The sequence below is a fragment of the Novosphingobium meiothermophilum genome (assembly GCF_003171715.1).
In the GTDB taxonomy this organism is placed as follows: domain Bacteria; phylum Pseudomonadota; class Alphaproteobacteria; order Sphingomonadales; family Sphingomonadaceae; genus Novosphingobium; species Novosphingobium meiothermophilum.
Map to the genome: position 1 here is coordinate 175,476 of NZ_QGHL01000008.1, position 19,940 is coordinate 195,415.

Consider the following 19,940-nt stretch of genomic DNA (forward strand, 5'->3'; position numbering starts at 1 on the left):
TCCCGTCAGAGCCCCTGCACGTCATAGGCCCAGCACTTCGGGCATGGTGTAGCGGCCCGGCTTGCGGCCCAGCAGCCACTGCGCCGCACGGATCGCTCCCTTGGCGAAGATCGCGCGGTTTTCGGCCAGATGCGAAAAGGTGAGGCGTTCGTTGTCTGCCAGAAAATGCACCGAATGATCGCCTGCCACCGTGCCGCCGCGCAAGGATGCAAAGCCGATGGTCCCCGCCTTGCGCGCACCGGTAATGCCATCGCGTCCGCGCACGGCCTCGTCTTCAAGCGAGATGCCGCGCCCCTTGGCCGCTGCCTCGCCCAGCAGCAGCGCGGTGCCCGAAGGCGCATCGACCTTCATGCGGTGGTGCGTCTCTACGATCTCGATATCCCAGTCCTCGCCCAGCCGTGCCGCAGCCTCGCGCACCAGATGCGCCAGCAGCGTGACGCCAAGCGAGGTATTGCCGGTCTGGAGCACGGGAATGCTGACCGCCGCCGAATCGATCAGCCAGTGGTGCCGCTCTTCCAACCCGGTCGTGCCGACAACGATGGGAATGCCCGCATGGATGGCCGCATCAAGGTTGAACTCCAGCGCGGCGGGGGCGGAAAAATCGACCAGCACGTCGCTGGCCTTGGCAAGGGCAAGCGGATCGCCGCCCTTGTCGATGCCGCCGGCACAGGTTTCGCCAGCCACCGCGATGGCCGCCTCCAGCGCATTGCCCATTCGCCCAGCGCTGCCGATGATTCCGATTCTGGTCATTGCCTGTCCCTTGTCTGGCGTGCTTCATGGTCCGGATGACGCATCCACGCAATATTGTGATCCTCACCGGAGCGGGGATTTCCGCCGAATCCGGCATCGATACCTTCCGCAGCGAAGGCGGGCTGTGGGAAAATCACCGGGTGGAAGATGTGGCCACGCCCGATGCCTTCGCGCGCGATCCCAATCTGGTTCTGCGCTTCTACGACATGCGGCGCGAGGCAGTGCAGACGAAGCAGCCCAATGCCGCGCACATCGCGCTGGCGCGGCTGGACCGCGAATGGCCGAAGCGCGCGGGCGGCAAGGTGCTGATCATCACGCAGAACGTGGATGACCTGCATGAACGGGGCGGCGCGCGCAACGTGCTGCACATGCACGGCGAACACCTCAAAGCCTGGTGCACCGCCTGCGACACACGCCACCGCTGGACCGGGCCGCTCATCCATCGTCCGCCGTGCCCCGCGTGCGGCGCCGTGGCGCTGCGGCCCGATGTGGTGTGGTTCGGTGAAGTGCCCTACCGGATGGACGAGATCTATCGCGCCCTTGCCGGGGCCGACCTGTTCGTTTCGATCGGCACATCGGGCGCGGTCTATCCAGCAGCAGGTCTTGTGCGCGCGGCGCGCGATCTCGATGTGCAGACGCTGGAACTGAACCTTGAACCATCGAAGGGTTCGGCATGGTTTCACGAAACCCGCCTTGGCCCGGCAACGCAGATCGTGCCTGCTTGGGTCGAGGAACTGCTTCAGGGCTAACTAACTGCCCCGACATCGTGGTCAAAGGGCGCGAAAAGGGTGGCAAAGACCCTACTCCGCATGGCCGAATCGTGTTATCTACACCGATGTGAGTAATTCGATCCCCCTTGTAGCCCCGCCCCATCTCGTGCCGATCACCGTCGATCCGGCGGACATCGATTTCATGGGGCATGTCAACAATGCCTCCTATCTCAAATGGGTGCAGGATGCCGTGATCGATCACTGGCGCGCGCTTGCCCCGGCCGAGGCGGTCGCTGCGCACCTTTGGGTCGCGCTGAAGCACGAGATCACCTATCGCCGCCCCACCTTTCTTGACGACACGGTGATTGCCCATGTCGTGCTTGAAGGGGTGCAGGGCGCGCGCGCCTTTTACGAGACGATCATCAAGCGCGGCGAAGAGGTTCTGGCCGAGGTCAAATCGAGCTGGTGCTGCCTTGATGCAAAGACTCTGCGCCCGGCGCGGCTGGCGCGCGAATTGATCGAGCAGTTCCTGCCCGCCGGAAAATAGGGGGGCAGCGCTCTAGCGCAGCTTTGCAATGCTCAGGCCATCATTCTTGGCGCGCAGCTTTACCGATTCCTCGCTTCGCGTCAGGGCTTTGGCAATCGCTTTCAGCGCCATGCCCTTCTTCGCCAGAGTGTGCAGCTTGCTGATTTCATCGGCAGTCCACGGCTGCTTGTGGCGTTCAAAGCGTTCGGCCATGGATCAACCCCTGCGCGTTACGGTGACGATGTAGTTCAGCGCAAGATCGTCCGACAGGTGCAGCCCCTTGCTCATGCTCCAGGCAATGCCCATCGGATTGCCCATCTTCAGGCCCGCCGCATCAAGCAGATCGTGCAGTTCCACCGGCGTAATGAAATCGTCCCAGTGGTGCGTCCCCTTGGGCACCATGCCGATGCCTTCTGCCGCCTCGACCAGCAGCAGGCGCGAACGGGTGGTGCGGTTGGGGGTGGACAGGATCATCAGCCCGCCGGGCGCCAGCGCCGCTTCCAGCGCGGCGATGAAGGCGGCCTTGTCGGCCACGTGCTCGATCACTTCCATCGAGGTGACGAGATCGTATCCGCCAAGCCCCATCGTGCCCACATCGCCGCAGCGATAGTCGATCACGAGGCCCGACCCTTCTGCATGAAGGCGCGCCGCAGCGATGTTTTCTTCTGCCGCATCGACGCCCGTGACCGCAGCGCCCAGCCGCGCCAGCGGTTCGCACAAGAGCCCGGCGCCGCAGCCGACATCGAGCGCCTTGCGGCCCGCCAGGGGCTTTGTCCCGCGCGAATCGGTGCCGAAGTGCGTGTCGATGGCATCGCGGATGAAGCCGAGCCGCACCGGGTTCAGCTTGTGCAGCATGGCCGACGATCCGGCCGGATTCCACCAGTCTGCCGCCAGCTTGCCGAAATGGGCGGCCTCTTCCGGACGAATGGTATGCGCGGAGGTTGCATTGCTCATTACCCGTCCCTAAAGCGCGCGCGCCGCATTTTCCACCGGACATGCGGGAAAGATTCTTTCGTCCACACCCATTCGCTTAGACAGGGAGCAAGCCCTTGGCCCGCATCGTGATGAAATTCGGCGGCACTTCGATGGCCGGAACCGAGCGGATCCGCCGCGTGGCGCGCATTGTTCAACGCCAGCAGGCCGCCGGGCACGAAGTTGCGGTGGTTGTCTCGGCCATGGCAGGAGAGACCGACCGCCTTGTCAACTTCTGCCGCGAGGCCAATCCGCTCTATGATCCGGCCGAATACGACGTGGTCGTGGCCAGCGGCGAACAGGTCACGTCGGGCCTTCTGGCGATGCACTTGCAGGCGCTGGGCTGCAAGGCGCGCTCGTGGCTCGGCTGGCAGCTGCCGGTCCAGACCGACGATGCCCACGCCAAGGCCCGCATCGAAGGGATTGATTCCGAGGCGCTTATGGCCAGCATGGCCGCCGGCGAGATTGCGGTGATCCCCGGCTTTCAGGGTCTCAGCCCCGAAGGCCGCGTGACCACGCTGGGCCGCGGCGGTTCCGATACCTCGGCCGTGGCCGTGGCCGCTGCGGTGAAGGCCGATCGCTGCGATATCTACACCGATGTGGACGGCGTCTATACCACCGACCCGCGCATCGTGGCCAAGGCGCGCAAGCTCAAGAATGTCACCTACGAGGAAATGCTCGAACTTGCCTCGGTTGGCTCGAAGGTGCTGCAAACCCGTTCGGTCAGCCTTGCGATGAAGGAGGGCGTGCGGGTGCAGGTGCTCTCTTCGTTCATCGACGATGACGCCCCCGCAGCCGATACCATTCCCGGCACGATGATTGTCTCTGACGAAGAGCTCGCCCGGATCCAGGAAGGACTTGATATGGAACGCCAGCTTATCACCGGCATCGCTGCCGACAAGAACGAAGCCAAGGTAACACTCACGCGCATCGCCGACCGTCCGGGCGCGGTTGCCGCGATCTTCGGGCCGCTGGCGGCCGCCAATATCAACGTCGACATGATCATCCAGAACATCGCCAAGGACAAGGGCGAGACCGACGTGACCTTCACCGTGCCGCTGGCCGATCTGGCGCGCACGCAGGCCCTTCTGGAAGAGCGCAAGGACACGATCGGTTATTACCGGATGCTGGCCAACAGCAAGGTCGCCAAGATCAGCGTCGTGGGTGTGGGGATGCGCAGCCATGCCGGTGTTGCCGCCACCATGTTCCGCGCGCTCGCCGATCGCGGTATCAACATTCAGGCGATCACTACCAGCGAGATCAAGGTTTCGGTGCTGATCGACGAGGATGAGACCGAACTGGCCGTGCGTGTTCTGCACACAGCCTATGAACTGGATGGGGAATAAGCCCCTTTCGCAGCGGATCCCGCAGGTAAAAAGCCCCGGTCGCAAGGCCGGGGTTTTTTGCTGCCGCTGATCTGGCAGGCGAGTGTCACCATTTTCGAGTATTTCCAGATTATTTCATAATATCAAATACATACACCAAAAGGCAGGTCCAGCTAAGCCGCGCATCGGCTAAATCGCCACCGACGAGGAGGGGGTGCTGAAAGGACACTGCACGATGAAAGCACTTCCGTTTTACACGCTGGCGGCCGCTGCTGCCGCCGCCCTTGGCCTGCCGGGCGCCGCCCATGCCCAGACCGCGCCGGGCAAGGTTTCGATGACGCTGCTGGGCGGGGCTGATTTCCCGGTCAGCGGCGATGTGCATGGCGGCGCCACCGCGCCCGTGCCTGATCTGGGACCGCTCAACCCCGCACTGGCAGGCGTCGATGCCGAGCTGCGCATCGGCTCGCGCAGCTACGACCAGATCTACGGCACGACCTGGAACATCGGGGCCGAGCTTGCCTATGGTATTCGCGAGAACGCCGAACTGTTCGGCCAGTTCCGCTTTCAGCGCGCCGGGCGCGGCACGGTGCAGGTGGGCGGGGCATTCGTTCCCGCGCTTGATACCACGCTCGATGTGAACGGCACGTTCGACCGCCTGAGCACCTATGCCATCGAGGTGGGCTATCGCCAGTTCTTCGGATCGGGCGCGCTCAAGCCCTATGTCGCTGGCCGGGTGGGCGCGGCCTTTACCGATTCGATCAACGCCACGTTCGTGATCCCCGATGCGGACATCGCCATCAACAACGCGCCCTTCTACAAGTCGAGCACGTCGTTCGTGGCGGGCGGTGATCTCGGCCTCAGTTACAAGCTGGGCAGCAGCGTCGACCTGATCGGCGAAGTGGGTCTGCGCTACACCACGGGGCTGCGCGGCGATGACAGCGCGATCGGCGGCCTCGGCCTTGCCGCGATCAACAACGGCGGCGGCAGGCTCGACGTGCCCGTCCGCGCCGGCCTGAAGTTCCACTTCTGAGGGTAAAAGCGCAAAGCCCCGCCTTCCGGACCGTTTCGTTCCGGAAGGCGGGGTGCGACCCTGGGCTCGCCCGGTGAGGGGGGAGATTGAGCGATCGGCCCAAGTGATCGCGACAGCGCCTTGCTGCCGCCGTGATGCTGGCATAGCTGATGGCGACTGATTGGAAAAATGGGATATACTGCACAGTGTGATCGGCTGGAACGATGGTCGGATCAACTCCTGCCTTGTTGCCGACACGAACCCGCCCTAAAGCGCCCGCCGGACTTTACCGGACGGGATCGCTGAAGGATGACGACGACCAACGCTGCCACTTACCCGAAAACTGCCGCGCTGATGCGTCGTGGGGCCGCGTTCCTGGGCACCGAGCACGCCATCCTGTGCGGGGCGATGAGCTGGGTTTCCGAGCGCAATCTGGTTTCGGCCATCAGCAATGCGGGCGGCTTCGGGGTGATTGCCTGCGGGGCCATGACACCCGATCTGCTGGACGCCGAGATTGCGGCCACCAAGGCGCTGACGGACAAGCCCTTTGGCGTGAACCTCATCACCATGCACCCTGCGCTGTTCGATCTCATCGCAGTCTGCGCCCGGCACGGTGTGGGCCATGTCGTGCTGGCGGGCGGTATCCCGCCCAAGGGCAGCGTCGAGGCGATCAAGGACTTTGGCGCGAAAGTGCTGGTCTTTGCCCCAACGCTGGCGCTGGCGAAGAAGCTCCTGCGCAGCGGCGCGGACGCGCTGGTGATCGAAGGATCCGAAGCGGGCGGGCATATCGGTCCGGTTTCCACTTCGGTGCTGGCGCAGGAGTTCCTGCCCGCGCTTGCCGAAGACCACATCGTTTTCGTGGCAGGCGGGATTGGCCGGGGCGAGATGATCGCCAGCTATCTGGAAATGGGGGCGAGCGGGGTGCAGCTAGGCACCCGCTTTGCGTGCGCGACCGAATCGATCGCGCATCCCGCCTTCAAGCAGGCATTCTTCCGCGGCAACGCCCGCGATGCGGTGGCCAGCGTGCAGGTGGACCCGCGCCTGCCGGTGATCCCGGTGCGCGCGCTGAGAAACAAGGGCACCGAGGAGTTCACCGCCAAGCAGGTGGAAGTGGCCAAGCTGCTGGATGAAGGCAAGCTGGACATGGCGCAGGCCCAGCTTGAGATCGAGCATTTCTGGGCCGGTGCACTGCGCCGCGCGGTGATCGAGGGGGATGTCGAGCGCGGTTCGGTCATGGCCGGGCAATCGGTCGGCATGGTCACGAAGGAAGAGCCGGTGGCCGATATCATGGCTCAGCTCATGAGCGAATGCGAGGCGGCGCTGAGCCGCGGCTGATCCGGGGCTGACGCAGGAAAGACTGGCTCAGCTCTCCAGTTCGACGTCCCAGTAGAGCCAGTCGCGCCAGGTTTCGTGCAGGTAGTTGGGAGGAAAGGCCCGGCCGCGCTCCTGCAGTTGCCAGGTGGTTGGGCGGATGGCGCGATTCATCAGGCGCATGTGCGCCTGTTCCGGCGTGCGCCCGCCCTTCTTCAGGTTGCAGGGCGCGCAGGCGGCGGCCACGTTTTCCCACGAAGTGCGCCCGCCCAGCCGACGCGGCACGATATGGTCGAAGGTCAGGTTCTCTCCGCTGCCGCAATACTGGCACCGGAAACCGTCACGCAGGAACAGGTTGAAACGGGTGAAGGCGGGATACTCGCTCGGCCGCACATATTGCCTGAGTGCGATGACCGAGGGCAGCTTCATTCCGAAGCCCGGACTGTGCACCTCGCGCTCATAGGTATCGATGATGTCGACCCGTTCGAGGAAGACCGCCTTGATCGCCGTCTGCCAGGGCCAGAGGCTCAGCGGATAGTAGCTGAGCGGGGTGTAATCGGCGTTGAGGACCAGCGCCGGGCAGTTATCGGGATGGCGATCGTTCTGGAGAGCGCGGAAGGTGGCGGCATCATCGCCGCTATGGGGCCTGGCCGAAGCCGCCCGTTCGATCAGCGCCTTGTGAAGCACGTCCCGGCCGGTTCCCTGAAGGCAGAGGCGGGAATGCCTCTCCAGGGGCAGTCATGGCTGAGCCGCGTGACCGCAGTGTTACGCATGGCGGCAAGGAACACGCCTGCGAGTCTTCCGTCAAGAGGGAGCAGGCCATGCTGTCCACAGCCTGCCCCCTTGGCCATGCAGGTTGTCCCGCGATCGGCCTCAGCCTGCCAGGGCCTTGACCAGATCGGTCAGGTATTCGCGCGCCTTGTAGAGCGATTGCACCTCGATCCGTTCATTGAGGCCGTGCACCCCGTTGAAATCGGCATCCACCCACGCCCCCGGAACGCCATAAGTGGGAATGCCCTTGAGATAGACCGCATCGGTTGCGCCGGTGGACATGGTGGGAATTAGCGGCACGCCGGGGAAATGCTTGGCCAGCAGCTTCTCGATCGGGCCGACGATGGCCGGGTCCATCGGCGGGACCACGGCGATGGGCTTGTCCGTCACCTTGCGTTCAAGCTTGAGCGCGGGATTGCCGATGGCCTTTGCGAGCATGGCCTGCGTTTCCTCGGCGGTGCGGCCGGGGAACATGCGGCAATTGATATTGGCGCTTGCCCGCTGGGGCAGGGCGTTCTGCGCGTGCCCCGCATCGACCAGCGTCGCGACGCAGGTCGTGCGCAGCATCGAATTGAGCATCTTGTCCTTGCGCACTACGGCAAGCGCATTGGCATCGGCCGGGTTGGCGACCAGCGCCAGCATGGCCGCGCCCATCTCTCCGCCGCGGGCGGCCGCGGTGCGGGTGAAGAAGGCGCGGGTGGTGTCGTTGAACTCTACCGGAAACTCGAACTCGCGGACCTTCAGAAGGGCTTCGGAAAGATCGTAGATCGCATTCTCGCGCACGGGCTGCGAACTGTGGCCGCCGGGATTGGTGGCGACAAGCAGGAAGTCTTCATAGGCCTTCTCGCCGATCTGCAGGGTCTGCACTTCGACCTTGCCACCCTTGGCAACCGGCGTGCCATTCGTGCGGCCGCCGCCGCCTTCGTTGAGGGCGAAGGCGGCATCGATCAGATCGCGGCGGTTGTCGGCAAGCCATTGCGCGCCGTTGAACGCGCCCGATGTCTCCTCGCCGCAGGTCAGCGCCAGCTTGATCGTGCGCTTCGGCTTGTAGCCCTGCCGGGCAAAGCGCACGAAGATATCGGTCCAGATCGCGGCCTGGGCCTTGTCGTCCACCGTGCCGCGGCCCCAGAAGTAGCCGTCCTCCTCGATCAGGGTGAAAGGATCGCGGGTCCAGTCCTCGCGCTTGGCCTCGACCACGTCGATATGGGCGATGAGCAGCATGGGCTTGAGCGTCTTCGAAGTGCCGGGGATCACGGCGACAAGCCCGCCGTCGCGCGGATGTTCGGGCACCGCGAAGGGCACGATCTGGCTTTCGGGCAGACCGGCCGCCTTGAGCCGCGCGGCCATCTTTGCGGCGGCATCGGTGCAGCTTCCGGTGGTGACGGTGGTGTTGGTTTCCACCAGTTCGCGATAGAGATCGCGGAAGGCGGCAAGGTCAGGACTGAGCGCCGGTTCGGCGGCCAGTGCCGGCGCGGCGGCAAGAGCAAGGCCGACGCCCAGTGCGCCCCTGAAGATCGATGACATGAAAAGCTCCCCGATGATCCTGCGGCAATGCACCGCTGCTGACACGCAGTTCAGCAGAACTTTCCCTGCTTTGCAAAGCCCTGATTTTCGGTCGCTTCCAAATCAAAACGCATAGGCGCGCACCAGATCGGTGAGGAGATCGCGCGCAGTATAGACCGCCTTTGTGGAAATGCGTTCGTTCAGCCCGTGCGCGCCCGATCCTTCGGGATCGCTGAACAGGCCGGGCGGTCCGTAGGAGGGAATGCCCACCGCTTCGAGAAAGACTCCGTCGGTTGCCCCCGGCGACATGACCGGCACGAGCGGCACGCCGGGATAATACTTGCGCACCAGCTTTTCGGCCGGGCCAGTGATCTTCGGATCGAGCGGAGGCGGCACGGCATCCGGCCCGCGGAAGCTGGTGCGCGTGACGGTCATCGCCGGATTGTCGATCACCTGCTCCAGCGTCTTGCGCACGTCTTCAGCCGGAACGCCGGGGAAGATGCGGCAGTTCACGTTCGCTCCGGCGCGCTGGGGTAGCGCGTTGCTGGCATGGCCGCCATCGAGCAGCGTGGCCACGCAGGTGGTGCGCAGCATCGAATGAAAGGTGCGGTCGGTGTTGAGCAGGGCCTCGGCGGCCCTGTCCTGAGGATTGGCCGCAATCGCCACCATGGCCTTGCCCATGGCATCGCTGCGTGCCGCGCCCGATTTGCCGAAGTAGGCGCGGGTCGTGTCGGTCATCATCAGCGGGAACTCGTAGGCCGCAATCTTCTGAAGCGCATTGGCCAGATCGTAGATCGCATTGTCCTTGACCGGGATTGAGCTGTGGCCTCCCCGATTGGTGGCTTCGATACGGAAATCGACCGGCGTCTTCTCGCCCACGTGGATGTTCTGCACCACCACCTTGCCGCCTGCTTCCAGCGCCTTGTCGGTGCGGCCGCCGCCACCCTCGTTGAGCGCAAACTCGGCATCGATGAGGTCGCGGCGGTTCTCGGTCAGCCACTTTGCACCGTTGAACGCGGTGGCCGTTTCCTCGCCGCAGGTCAGTGCCAGCTTGATCGTTCGCCGGGGCTTTTCCCCGGCCTTGCGGAAGCGGATCAGCATGTCGGTCCAGATCGCATCCATTGCCTTCATGTCGGCAGTGCCGCGGCCGTAGAAGTAGCCGTTTTCCTCGATCAGGGTATAGGGATCGCGGGTCCAGTCCTCGCGCCGGGCTACCACCACATCGAGGTGGCCCAGAAGCAGGATCGGCTTTGCGGTTTTCGATGTGCCGGGCAGGATCGCGACGATGCCGCCCTCCTTGGGAAACTCCGGCACGGCGAAGCGGTGCAGTTCCTCGTCGCGGAAGCCTGCGGCCCTGAGGTGCTGCTCGATCCGGTCGGCCAGCAGGGTGCAGCTTCCGGTGGTGATCGAGGTGTCGGTTTCCACCATCTCCTTGTAAAGCGCGCGGAACGCCGCCTGATCGGGGCGAAGCGCCGCGTCGGCGGCCATTGCCGGCGTGGAAGCTGCCGAGGTGGACGCGAGCGCTGCGGCAAGGGCCGCGCCGATGTGGGTGAAAGGTTTGAAGTGCATTGCAGATTGCCCCGGACATGTTGGCCACTGCGGCCTGATGCGGCGCAATCCACCATGTTTTTCGCCGCGGTGAAAGCGCCTTGTCGGCCTTGGCGCCTGCTGGCCGTCCGGGGCGGCGGCGCGAGGTGAAAAATCCGCCCCGCGCCTGTGCAAAACAGGCCGGATTCGCTTGGGTTCCTGCCCTTTCGTGCCTATGTGCAAAAGATGGCCAGCACGAACGAAAACACCCCCAACACCAATTCCTATGGCGCGGATTCGATCAAGGTTCTCAAGGGCCTTGATGCCGTGCGCAAGCGTCCCGGCATGTATATCGGCGATACCGATGATGGTTCGGGCCTGCACCACATGGTGTTCGAGGTTTCCGACAACGCGATCGACGAAGCGCTGGCCGGGCACTGCGATCTGGTGCTGATCGAACTGAACCCTGACGGTTCGGTTTCGGTGGAGGACAACGGGCGCGGCATTCCGACCGACATTCACCCTGAAGAGGGCGTTTCGGCGGCCGAAGTCATCATGACCCAGCTTCACGCAGGCGGCAAGTTCGAGAACACCTCGGACGACAATGCCTACAAGGTTTCGGGCGGCCTCCATGGCGTGGGGGTTTCGGTGGTCAATGCCCTGTCGGAATGGCTGGAGTTGACCATCTGGCGCGACGGCAAGGAGCACTGGATGAAGTTCACGCACGGCGACGCGGTGGCGCCGCTGGTCGTGCGCGGCGATGCGCCTGCGGGCAAGAAGGGCACGCGCGTGACCTTCCTTGCCTCGACCGAAACGTTCAAGAACGTGACCGAGTTCGATTTCGACAAGCTGGAGCACCGCTACCGGGAACTGGCGTTTCTCAATTCCGGCGTGCGGATTGTCCTTCGCGACAAGCGCCATGAGGAAGTGAAGGAGCACGATCTCTATTACGAGGGCGGCATTGCGGCCTTCGTCAAATACCTTGACCGCAACAAGCAGCCGCTGATGCCCGAACCCATTGCCATCAGCGCCAACCGCGATGGCATTGGCATTGATGTCGCGCTCCAGTGGAATGACAGCTATTACGAAAATGTCCTGACCTTCACCAACAACATCCCGCAGCGCGACGGCGGCACCCATCTTGCCGCCTTCCGCGCCGCGCTTACGCGCACGCTCAACGGCTATGCCGAACGGTCGGGAATGCTGAAGAAGGAGAAGGTCTCGCTGACCGGCGATGACATGCGCGAAGGTCTGACAGCCATCGTTTCGGTCAAGCTGCCCGACCCGAAGTTCTCCTCGCAGACCAAGGACAAGCTGGTCTCGTCCGAAGTGCGCCAGCCGCTCGAAAGCCTCATGGCCGACAAGATGACCGAATGGCTGGAGGAAAACCCAGCCCATGCCAAGGCCATCATCCAGAAGGTGATCGATGCCGCCGCCGCGCGCGAAGCCGCCAAGCGTGCGCGCGAGCTGACCCGGCGCAAGGGGGCGATGGACATTGCCAGCCTGCCCGGCAAGCTGGCCGACTGTCAGGAGCGCGATCCGGCCAAGTGCGAACTGTTCCTCGTCGAAGGGGATTCGGCCGGCGGTTCGGCCAAGCAAGGGCGAGACCGCAAGACGCAGGCGATCCTGCCGCTGAAGGGCAAGATCCTGAATGTCGAGCGCGCCCGTTTCGACCGGATCATTTCCTCCAAGGAAGTGGGCACGCTGATTCAGGCGATGGGCACGGGCCTGCGCGACGAGTTCAACCTCGAAAAGCTGCGCTATCACAAGATCGTCATCATGACCGACGCCGATGTGGACGGTGCGCATATCCGCACGTTGCTGCTCACGTTCTTCCATCGCCAGATGCCCGAAATCATCAAGGCGGGGCACCTCTTCATCGCGCAGCCCCCGCTCTACAAGGTGGCCAAGGGGCGCAGCGAGGTCTATCTCAAGGACAATGCCGCGCTTGACCGCTATCTGGTGGAAGCCGGGCTGGCGGGCCGCGTTCTGGAAACCAGCGGCGGTGCGCGCAGCGGCTCCGATCTTGAGGCGCTGGTCGATCATGCGCTGCGCATGCGCAACCTCATGGCTTTCGTGCCGCGCCGCTACAATCCCGCGATCATCGAGGCGCTGGCGCTGGCAGGCGCGCTTGAGCCTGACATGGCCGCCGATGCGCGCGATGCGGCGCTGGCGCGCGCCGCCGACTGGCTTGGCCGCGGCGATACCGAGGCCCGCTGGAGCGTATCGCTGGCCGACGAAGGCGGCTACCGGATCGAGCGCCTGTGGCGCGGTGTTACCGATTACTATCTCATCGAACCCGGTTTTCTTGCCAGCGCAGAGGCCCGCAAGCTGGCCCGGCTGGCGGCTGAAAATGCCGATGTCTATGCGGGGATGGCGCGACTGGTCCGGGCGAGCGCTGTGGCAGCAGAGGCCGAACCGGATGCCGGGGCGGGCGCGCCAGCCGATGGCGAGGACGAAGCCCCTGCCACGCCTGCGGCACGGGCGAAGGATGCGATCACGCGGCCTTCGGAACTGCTCGATGCGGTCTTTGCGGGGGGGCGCAAGGGGCTTTCGATCCAGCGCTACAAGGGGCTGGGTGAAATGAACGCCGAGCAGCTCTGGGAAACCACGCTCGATCCCGACAACCGTTCGCTGCTTCAGGTGAAGGTGGAGGACGCGGACGTGACCGACGAGATCTTCACGCGCCTGATGGGCGATGTGGTGGAGCCGCGCCGCGACTTCATTCAGGAAAACGCGCTCAACGTGGCCAATCTGGACGTCTGATCTTGGCTTTCACGGACGACATCCCTGGGACCAGCCCGCGACCATGATCGACCTTGAGGGGCGCGCGCCGATCATTGGCACCGTGCGCGACTGTGCGCTGCACTTCGGGCTGTACAAGCCCCATGCGAAGGACAATGCGCGCGTCCTGCTGACCAGGCCCATCCACCGCGAAGGCCGGGCAACCCGCACCTGGCTGCTTGAACCATCGGAAATCGCAGAACTCGCCGCGCGGCTGGCGCGCGAGACGAACTGACTGACCGCTGCCAGCCGTCAGAGCGACAGGAACAGTCCGGCGAGCGCTGCGCTCATCAGGTTGGACAAGGCCCCTGCCACCAGCGCGCGAATGCCAAGGCGGGCGATCACGGGGCGCTGGTTGGGGGCAAGGCCGCCCGTGACCGCCATCTGGATGGCGATCGAGCTGAAATTGGCAAAGCCGCAGAGCGCGAAAGTGACGATGGCCACGGTCGGCGGCGAAAGCGCCGTGTCCTTGCCGAGCTCGATGAAGGCGACGAACTCGTTCAGGACGATCTTGCTGCCGAACAGGCCGCCAGCCTGCATTGCCTCGGCCCAGTTGCCCGCGCCCAGCAGCCAGAACACCGGGGCGAAGACATAGCCCAAGACCATCTGGAACGACAATTCCGGCATGCCGAACCAGCCGCCGACCCAGCCCAGGATGCCGTTGGCAAGCGCCACCAGCGCCACGAAGGCCAGCACCATCGCACCCACGGCCACGGCCAGCTTCACCCCGGTCTGCGCGCCCTGGCTGGCGGCCATGATGATATTGGCCGGACGTTCCTCTTCCTCGGAGGCGAGACTGGGCTTGACGTGGGGGTTGGGCAGCGGCTCGCCTTCGGCCAGACTGTCATCGGGGCAGGGCGGCTCGTCCGGCATGATGAGCTTGGCCATGAGGATCCCGCCCGGCGCCGACATGAAGGCCGCCGCGACGAGATAATCGATGCGGATGCCCATGCTGGCATAGGCGGCAAGGATCGTGCCTGCGACGCCGGCCATGCCCACCGTCATTACGCAGAAGAGCTGCGAAGGGGTGAGGCCAGCCAGATAGGGCCGGATCACCAGCGGCGATTCGCTCTGCCCGACGAAGATGTTGCTGGCCGCGCAAAGCGATTCGACCTTGCTGATGCCCGTGACCTTTTCCAGCGCGCCGCCGATCCAGCGGATCACCAGCTGCATCACGCCAAGGTAATAGAGAATCGAGATCAGCGCGGCGAAGAAGACGATCACCGGCAGGGCAGAAATGGCAAAGCTGGTGCCGCCGATGGCCGGATCAGCCAGCGGTCCAAACAGGAACTGCACGCCCGCGCGGGCAAAGCCCAGCAGTCCTTCGACCCCTGCCGCCGCGCCTTGCAGCATCCGGTTGCCCAGCGGCACGTAGAGCACCAGCGCGGCAAATCCCGCCTGAAGGGCGAAGGCCGCCGCCACCACCCGCAGGCGGATCGCGCGGCGGTTCGACGAGAGGGCAAGGGCGATGGCGAGGATGAGCACCATCCCGAAAAGGCTGAAAGCGACGCGCATCGGGAAGGGCAGTGCTCCGTATGGATGAACCGGGTTGAGGAAAAGGGGTGTTCGCAAAAACTGGTTTCAGGCGCTCCTAATAGCGAATTGGCGACGGGAGAAAAGCGCGCTATCGGCCGGTCATGGACGATACGCCTGCCGCCGCCGCAATTCCCCGTTCGCTGTTTCTTTTCGCGCTGTTTTATGGCGGCATGGTCACGCTTGGCGGCGTGCTGGGGGCCAAGCAGGTGGCGCTGGGCCCGCTTGCGGTGGAAGCGGGCATATTTCCGTTCCTCACGCTTGTGGCGATTTCCAGTGGCATTGCCGAACTGCACGGCAAGGCGGTGGCCGACCGGCTGGTCCGCTATGGCTTCGTGCCGCTGGCCTTTGCCATCGCGCTGACGCTGTTCGTGCTGAACCTTCCGACCGATCCGGGCATGTATGAACCGGCCAAGGAAGCCTTCCCGATCATTCTTGGCCAATCCTGGCGGATGATGCTGGCGGGGATCATGGCCTATGGGGTTTCGGTCACGCTCAACGTGTGGATCTTCAATCGGCTCCGCGGTGCGGCGGGGCGTTTCCTCGCGGTGCGCGGTTTCATTGCCGCCGCACTCTCGCAAGTGGTGGATACCCTGATCTTCATCTCTGTCTCGTTCTGGGGGGTGCGTCCCATCGCGGCGCTGATGGCGGGGCAGATGCTGGCCAAGGTGGTGCTTTCGGCGGTGCTGGTGCCGGTGGTCATCGCGCTGGTGCTGCGCATCGGGCGCAAGCTGGATTCGGCAGATTGATCCGCCTGGGCCAATACGAAAACGCTTCAATTTCGCGCATACAAGCGTAAGGGCGCGGCTGTCATGACTCAGAATCACGATCCAGCAATGCTCGCCAAGGCGGAAACCCTGACCGAAGCCCTGCCCTATCTGCGGCGCTATGCGGGCAAGACCTTCGTGGTGAAGTATGGTGGCCACGCCATGGGCGATCCCGATCTGGCGCAGGATTTTGCCGAAGACATCGTGCTGCTGAAGGCGGTGGGCATCAATCCCGTGGTGGTCCACGGCGGCGGGCCGCAGATCGGGCGGATGCTCAAGGCGCTTGGCATCGAATCGAAGTTCGTCGATGGCCTGCGCGTGACCGACAAGCAGACTGCCGAGGTGGCCGAGATGGTTCTGGCCGGTGCCATCAACAAGGAACTGGTAAGCTGGATCGCGCGCGCGGGCGGCAAGGCCATCGGCATTTCCGGCAAGGACGGCGGCATGGTCATCGCGCGCAAGGTGCAGTCGAAGAAGGCGCCCAAGGCGATCGAGGACGAAAGCGGCGAAGCGCTGGTCGTCGATCTGGGCTTCGTGGGCGAGCCGGACCGGATCGACACTTCGGTGATCGACACGATCGTGAAGGCGGGCATGATCCCGGTGATCGCGCCCATCGGCGTGGGCGAGGACGGCGAGACCTACAACATCAACGCCGATACCATGGCGGGCTCCATCGCTGCCGCGCTTGGCGCATCGCGCCTGTTCCTGCTGACCGACGTTCCCGGCGTGCTCGACAAGGACAAGAACCTTCTGACCGACCTGAGGCCCGCCGACATCAAGCGGCTGGCTGAAGATGGCACGATCAGCGGCGGCATGATCCCCAAGCTGGAAACCTGCGTTCACGCGGTCGAGGCCGGGTGCGAGGCCACGGTCGTCCTCGATGGACGGGTGCCGCATGCCATGCTGCTCGAAATCTTCACGGCTCGCGGGGCAGGCACGCTGATCCGGGCGTGATGTCCGGGCCGGGCCTGCGCTTCGGGCACTTGTGGCATCGGGAGAGGGTCGGCTAGAGCAGCAGCTTCGCTGCCAAGGAATTGCGCCAATGCTGCTTTTCACGCTGATTCAGATGATCAACTACCTCGTCAACATCATCGTCGTGGTGGTGATCGTGCAGTTCGTTCTGGGCCTGCTGATCTCGTTCAATGTCGTGAACATGCACAACAATGCCGTGGCCGCGATCTGGAAGGCATTGAACGCCATTCTCGAACCGCTGCTGCGCCCGATCCGCAGGATCATGCCCGATACCGGCGCGATCGACTTTTCGCCGATGGTGCTCATCATCGGTCTCAACCTGCTGACGATCCTGCTGAGCGGCATTGCCGCCTCGACAGCAGGCGTCTGACTGTTCCGGAACTGCTGATGACCGCTGCTGTAATCGATGGAAAGGCTTTTGCCGCAACCCTGCGCGCGCGCATCGCGGATCTGGCGGCGGCTTTCGAACTCCAGGCGGGCCGCAAGGCAGGGCTGGCGGTGGTGCTGGTGGGCGAGGATCCCGCGAGCCAGGTCTATGTCCGGTCCAAGGGCAAGAGCACGATCGAGGCGGGCATGGCCAGCTTCGAGCACAAGCTGCCCGCCGATACGGCGGAGGCCGATCTGCTGGCGCTGGTGGACCGGCTGAATGCCGATCCGGCAGTGGACGGCATTCTCGTCCAGTTGCCGCTGCCCCGCCACATCGACGAGCAGAAGGTTATCGCCGCGATCAACCCCGACAAGGACGTTGATGGCTTTCACGTGACCAATGCAGGCCGTCTTGCCGTGGGGCAGCCGGGCTTCGTGCCGTGCACGCCGCTGGGCTGCCTGATGCTGCTGAAGGACCGGCTGGGCGATCTTTCGGGGCTTGATGCAGTGGTGATCGGGCGGTCCAACATTGTCGGCAAGCCGATGGCGCAGCTGCTCATCGGTGAAAGCTGCACCGTCACGGTTGCACACAGCCGCACGAGGAACCTGGCCGATGTGGTGCGGCGCGCCGATATCGTGGTTGCCGCAGTCGGCCGTCCGGAAATGGTCAAGGGCGACTGGATCAAGCCTGGCGCCACGGTGATCGACGTGGGCATCAACCGCGTGCCCGGCGCGGCAGAGGGCAAGACACGGCTTGTCGGCGATGTCGATTATGCCAGCGCGGCCGCGGTGGCTTCCGCCATTACCCCGGTTCCGGGCGGTGTCGGCCCGATGACCATTGCGGTGCTGCTGCGCAATGCGCTGGTGGCCGCGTGGCGCAATGCCGGGCTGGAGCTTCCCGCAGACGCGATCTGACGCGGGCGGCACCTTGCCTTTACGGCCTGCTGCTTCGGTGCGGGCGGGGCGCGTGCGGGGTGGGCAGGGCGCGGACCATCGGCTAATGCCAAGGTCATGAAGCGCCATATCGTTTTTTGCGTTGCCGGAGCCTTGCTGGCATCGGCCGCACTTGCCCAGCCAGCCGAAACACCGCCAGACGGAGGCGCTGAGCGCGCTGGCCGCCCGCAGCGCGCCTATGCCAATCCCAGCGCGTTGATTGCGGCCGATATCGGTCTTGCCCGTCTGGCGCGGGAAAAGGGGCGCTGGGCCGCCATGCGCGAGACGGCAGCCGACGGAGCCGAACTGTTCGACGGCAGGCGGGTCATTGCACGCGACTGGTTGAAGGCCATGAAGGATGCAGGCGCTCCGGTAAGCCGCACGCCCCACGCCGCATGGATAAGCTGCGATGGCACTGCCGCATTCAGCACCGGGGCCGCGCAGTTTCCCGGTGGGGAGCGAGGGGTCTATCTGACCGTGTGGGAGCGTCAGGCCAAGGGCAAGATCGCGTGGAAGTGGGCGCTTGATGATGCGGCCGTGCTGGCGGCGCCGCTGCCTCCGGTTGACTGGGCCACGGGCACGGTTGCCGATTGTCCGGTGCGGCGCAGGCCAGAGGGCGATGCTCCCCCCGTGGCAGGGCCGACAGCGCGCCAGCCCGAACGCCTCAAGCCCGGCCAGCTTCCGCCCATGCGCCCGCTCGCCGGGCCGCTGCCCGCATTCGATGATCCGCCGGGCACCGACAGCAAGCAGGGCCAGTCGCGCGATGGCAGCCTTGCCTGGCGTTCTGCCGTGATGCCCGATGGCCGCCGTCGCCACACCGTATGGATATGGAAGGACGGTGCCATGCGGCAGGTGCTGGACCGGACGCTGGCCAACGGGCGGGGGAGCTGAAGCCGATGATGGAACTGTTCGTATCGGCCTTCATCACCCTGTTCGTGGTGATCGATCCGCCCGGTTGCGCGCCGATCTATGCCGGACTGACCGCCAATGCCACGGCGAAGCAGGCATTCAGCATGGCCTTGCGCGCCTGCCTTATTGCCGCGGGCATCCTGTTGGTATTCGCCCTGTTCGGCGAGGATCTGCTGGGCGCGCTCCACATCGAGCTGGATTCCTTCCGGATCGCGGGCGGGATCATGCTGTTTCTCATCGCGCTCGACATGGTATTCGAAAAGCGCACCGAACGGCGCGAGGAACGCGCCGAGAAAGTGCGCACCGCCCAGCCCCAGGTAGAGGATGTGTCGGTCTTTCCCATGGCCATGCCGATGCTGGCCGGACCCGGTTCGATTGCATCGGTCATGCTGCTCACATCGCGCGCCAACGGGGTGCAGGAAACGGCCGTCATCCTTTCGGCGCTCGGCGCAGTCATGCTGCTCAGCTTCGCGGCGCTGGTCGGCGCGCGTCCGCTGATCCGGGCGCTCGGCTCACAGGTCGAGGCGGTCATCACCCGGCTGCTGGGGGTGCTGCTGGCAGCGCTGGCCGCCCAGTTCGTCATCGACGGCGTGCAGGCGCAGTTCTGATGCCCCCAGCCCCCAGTGCAAGCGCAAGGCCCGCTACTGAAGCGTCACGCGGCCGCCATCGTCTGAATCGCGCCTGCCGAAAAACTGCATGAGCTGCACCAGCAGTTCGCAGCGCTGCGCAAGGCTTGCGGCTTCAAGCAGCGCCTGCTTTGCCGCCGCATCGAAGGGCGCAATCTGCGACACGCCATTGATGAGCGACATGTCATCAAGCCGGCTGACCGAATCCCAGTCCACCGCATAGCCCTGCGCATCGGCAAAATGGCGTGCCTCGCGCTCGAACGAGGCGCGTTCCACCGGACTGAGCGCTTCGCCCATGTCGTCTTCGATCAGTTCCGCCTCGATCTGGCGGAAGGGCGTGGTCACGTCGAGTTCGCGGATCATGCGGAACCGGCAGACGCCTTCCAGCAGCAGGTTGTAGCGCCCGTCTTCCAGCGCTTCGACTTCGGCGATCCGGCCCACGCAGCCAATGCGGAACAGCGGTGCGCCTTCGGCCGGGGCCTGTGGCTGGATCATGGCGATGCGCCGGTCACGGGCGAGCGAATCGCTCACCATCGCGCGGTAACGCGGCTCGAAGATGTGCAGCGGCAATTGCAGGCCGGGATAGAGCACCGCGCCTGTCAGCGGAAAGATCGACAGGCGCGTGGAAGTTGCAGCCGCGCCCATT

21 protein-coding genes are annotated in these 19,940 nt (G+C 64.7%); 13 read left to right on the forward strand and 8 right to left on the reverse strand.

Going from position 1 to position 19,940, the window contains the following annotated elements; translation table 11 throughout:
- Positions 1–21: 21 nt before the first annotated feature.
- Entirely contained in the window at positions 22–750 is a 729-nt protein-coding gene (dapB, locus tag DKM43_RS09375; protein ID WP_109798236.1) for a 4-hydroxy-tetrahydrodipicolinate reductase, read from the reverse strand.
- Positions 751–785: 35 nt separating this feature from the next.
- Here dapB and DKM43_RS09380 point away from each other — a divergent pair, with 35 nt between their 5' ends.
- Positions 786–1,499, forward strand: coding sequence for an NAD-dependent deacylase (locus DKM43_RS09380; RefSeq protein WP_109798237.1), 714 nt, complete (start codon positions 786–788; stop codon positions 1,497–1,499).
- An 88-nt stretch (positions 1,500–1,587) separates the two neighbouring features.
- Positions 1,588–2,007, forward strand: a complete 420-nt coding sequence (locus DKM43_RS09385; RefSeq protein WP_109798238.1) for an acyl-CoA thioesterase — start codon at positions 1,588–1,590, stop codon at positions 2,005–2,007.
- A gap of 12 nt (positions 2,008–2,019) precedes the next feature.
- On the opposite strand, the gene DKM43_RS09390 is transcribed toward DKM43_RS09385, so the two are convergent.
- Positions 2,020–2,199: a hypothetical protein gene (locus tag DKM43_RS09390; RefSeq protein WP_109798239.1), complete on the reverse strand. Its 180-nt coding sequence runs from the start codon at positions 2,197–2,199 to the stop codon at positions 2,020–2,022.
- Positions 2,200–2,202: 3 nt separating this feature from the next.
- Positions 2,203–2,940 (reverse strand): bifunctional 2-polyprenyl-6-hydroxyphenol methylase/3-demethylubiquinol 3-O-methyltransferase UbiG, encoded by a 738-nt coding sequence (gene ubiG / locus DKM43_RS09395; RefSeq protein ID WP_109798240.1) that lies wholly within the window; start codon positions 2,938–2,940, stop codon positions 2,203–2,205.
- A gap of 95 nt (positions 2,941–3,035) precedes the next feature.
- Here ubiG and DKM43_RS09400 point away from each other — a divergent pair, with 95 nt between their 5' ends.
- The 3 genes from DKM43_RS09400 to DKM43_RS09410 all read left to right on the forward strand — a co-directional run bounded on the left by DKM43_RS09400 (position 3,036) and on the right by DKM43_RS09410 (position 6,627).
- Positions 3,036–4,304 carry an aspartate kinase gene (locus tag DKM43_RS09400; protein WP_109798241.1) on the forward strand — a complete coding sequence of 423 codons (1,269 nt, stop codon included), beginning with the start codon at positions 3,036–3,038 and terminating at the stop codon, positions 4,302–4,304.
- A 214-nt stretch (positions 4,305–4,518) separates the two neighbouring features.
- Positions 4,519–5,313, forward strand: coding sequence for a hypothetical protein (locus tag DKM43_RS09405; protein ID WP_109798242.1), 795 nt, complete (start codon positions 4,519–4,521; stop codon positions 5,311–5,313).
- Positions 5,314–5,601: 288 nt separating this feature from the next.
- Positions 5,602–6,627, forward strand: coding sequence for an NAD(P)H-dependent flavin oxidoreductase (locus tag DKM43_RS09410; protein WP_109798243.1), 1,026 nt, complete (start codon positions 5,602–5,604; stop codon positions 6,625–6,627).
- Positions 6,628–6,654: 27 nt separating this feature from the next.
- On the opposite strand, the gene DKM43_RS09415 is transcribed toward DKM43_RS09410, so the two are convergent.
- The 3 genes from DKM43_RS09415 to DKM43_RS09425 all read right to left on the reverse strand — a co-directional run bounded on the left by DKM43_RS09415 (position 6,655) and on the right by DKM43_RS09425 (position 10,446).
- Entirely contained in the window at positions 6,655–7,176 is a 522-nt protein-coding gene (locus DKM43_RS09415) for an HNH endonuclease (protein ID WP_109798459.1), read from the reverse strand.
- A gap of 300 nt (positions 7,177–7,476) precedes the next feature.
- Positions 7,477–8,898 carry a M20/M25/M40 family metallo-hydrolase gene (locus tag DKM43_RS09420; RefSeq protein ID WP_109798244.1) on the reverse strand — a complete coding sequence of 474 codons (1,422 nt, stop codon included), beginning with the start codon at positions 8,896–8,898 and terminating at the stop codon, positions 7,477–7,479.
- 102 nt (positions 8,899–9,000) lie between these two features.
- Positions 9,001–10,446, reverse strand: coding sequence for a M20/M25/M40 family metallo-hydrolase (locus tag DKM43_RS09425; RefSeq protein WP_109798245.1), 1,446 nt, complete (start codon positions 10,444–10,446; stop codon positions 9,001–9,003).
- Positions 10,447–10,650: 204 nt separating this feature from the next.
- Here DKM43_RS09425 and gyrB point away from each other — a divergent pair, with 204 nt between their 5' ends.
- Together gyrB and DKM43_RS09435 are read left to right on the forward strand one after the other, a co-directional pair.
- Positions 10,651–13,170 (forward strand): DNA topoisomerase (ATP-hydrolyzing) subunit B, encoded by a 2,520-nt coding sequence (gene gyrB, locus DKM43_RS09430; protein ID WP_109798246.1) that lies wholly within the window; start codon positions 10,651–10,653, stop codon positions 13,168–13,170.
- A gap of 43 nt (positions 13,171–13,213) precedes the next feature.
- Positions 13,214–13,423, forward strand: a complete 210-nt coding sequence (locus DKM43_RS09435) for a hypothetical protein (protein WP_109798247.1) — start codon at positions 13,214–13,216, stop codon at positions 13,421–13,423.
- 17 nt (positions 13,424–13,440) lie between these two features.
- On the opposite strand, the gene DKM43_RS09440 is transcribed toward DKM43_RS09435, so the two are convergent.
- Positions 13,441–14,703 carry a NupC/NupG family nucleoside CNT transporter gene (locus tag DKM43_RS09440; RefSeq protein ID WP_109798248.1) on the reverse strand — a complete coding sequence of 421 codons (1,263 nt, stop codon included), beginning with the start codon at positions 14,701–14,703 and terminating at the stop codon, positions 13,441–13,443.
- A gap of 122 nt (positions 14,704–14,825) precedes the next feature.
- Between DKM43_RS09440 and DKM43_RS09445 the strand changes: the two genes are divergently transcribed.
- From DKM43_RS09445 to DKM43_RS09470, 6 genes are all read left to right on the forward strand, one after another.
- Positions 14,826–15,470: a queuosine precursor transporter gene (locus DKM43_RS09445; RefSeq protein ID WP_109798249.1), complete on the forward strand. Its 645-nt coding sequence runs from the start codon at positions 14,826–14,828 to the stop codon at positions 15,468–15,470.
- Positions 15,471–15,533: 63 nt separating this feature from the next.
- Positions 15,534–16,442: an acetylglutamate kinase gene (argB, locus tag DKM43_RS09450; protein WP_109798250.1), complete on the forward strand. Its 909-nt coding sequence runs from the start codon at positions 15,534–15,536 to the stop codon at positions 16,440–16,442.
- A gap of 88 nt (positions 16,443–16,530) precedes the next feature.
- Positions 16,531–16,830 (forward strand): YggT family protein, encoded by a 300-nt coding sequence (locus DKM43_RS09455; protein ID WP_109798251.1) that lies wholly within the window; start codon positions 16,531–16,533, stop codon positions 16,828–16,830.
- A 17-nt stretch (positions 16,831–16,847) separates the two neighbouring features.
- Positions 16,848–17,741 carry a bifunctional methylenetetrahydrofolate dehydrogenase/methenyltetrahydrofolate cyclohydrolase FolD gene (gene folD, locus DKM43_RS09460; protein WP_201739824.1) on the forward strand — a complete coding sequence of 298 codons (894 nt, stop codon included), beginning with the start codon at positions 16,848–16,850 and terminating at the stop codon, positions 17,739–17,741.
- A 96-nt stretch (positions 17,742–17,837) separates the two neighbouring features.
- On the forward strand, positions 17,838–18,650 hold the full coding sequence (locus tag DKM43_RS09465) for a hypothetical protein (RefSeq protein ID WP_109798253.1): 813 nt from the start codon (positions 17,838–17,840) through the stop codon (positions 18,648–18,650).
- A 5-nt stretch (positions 18,651–18,655) separates the two neighbouring features.
- The gene (locus DKM43_RS09470; protein ID WP_109798254.1) at positions 18,656–19,276 is read left to right on the forward strand and encodes a MarC family protein; all 621 of its coding nucleotides are present in this window, start codon (positions 18,656–18,658) and stop codon (positions 19,274–19,276) included.
- Positions 19,277–19,309: 33 nt separating this feature from the next.
- Here DKM43_RS09470 and DKM43_RS09475 read toward each other — a convergent pair whose 3' ends face one another.
- Positions 19,310–19,939, reverse strand: a complete 630-nt coding sequence (locus DKM43_RS09475) for an LON peptidase substrate-binding domain-containing protein (protein ID WP_109798255.1) — start codon at positions 19,937–19,939, stop codon at positions 19,310–19,312.
- Position 19,940: the final 1 nt, after the last annotated feature.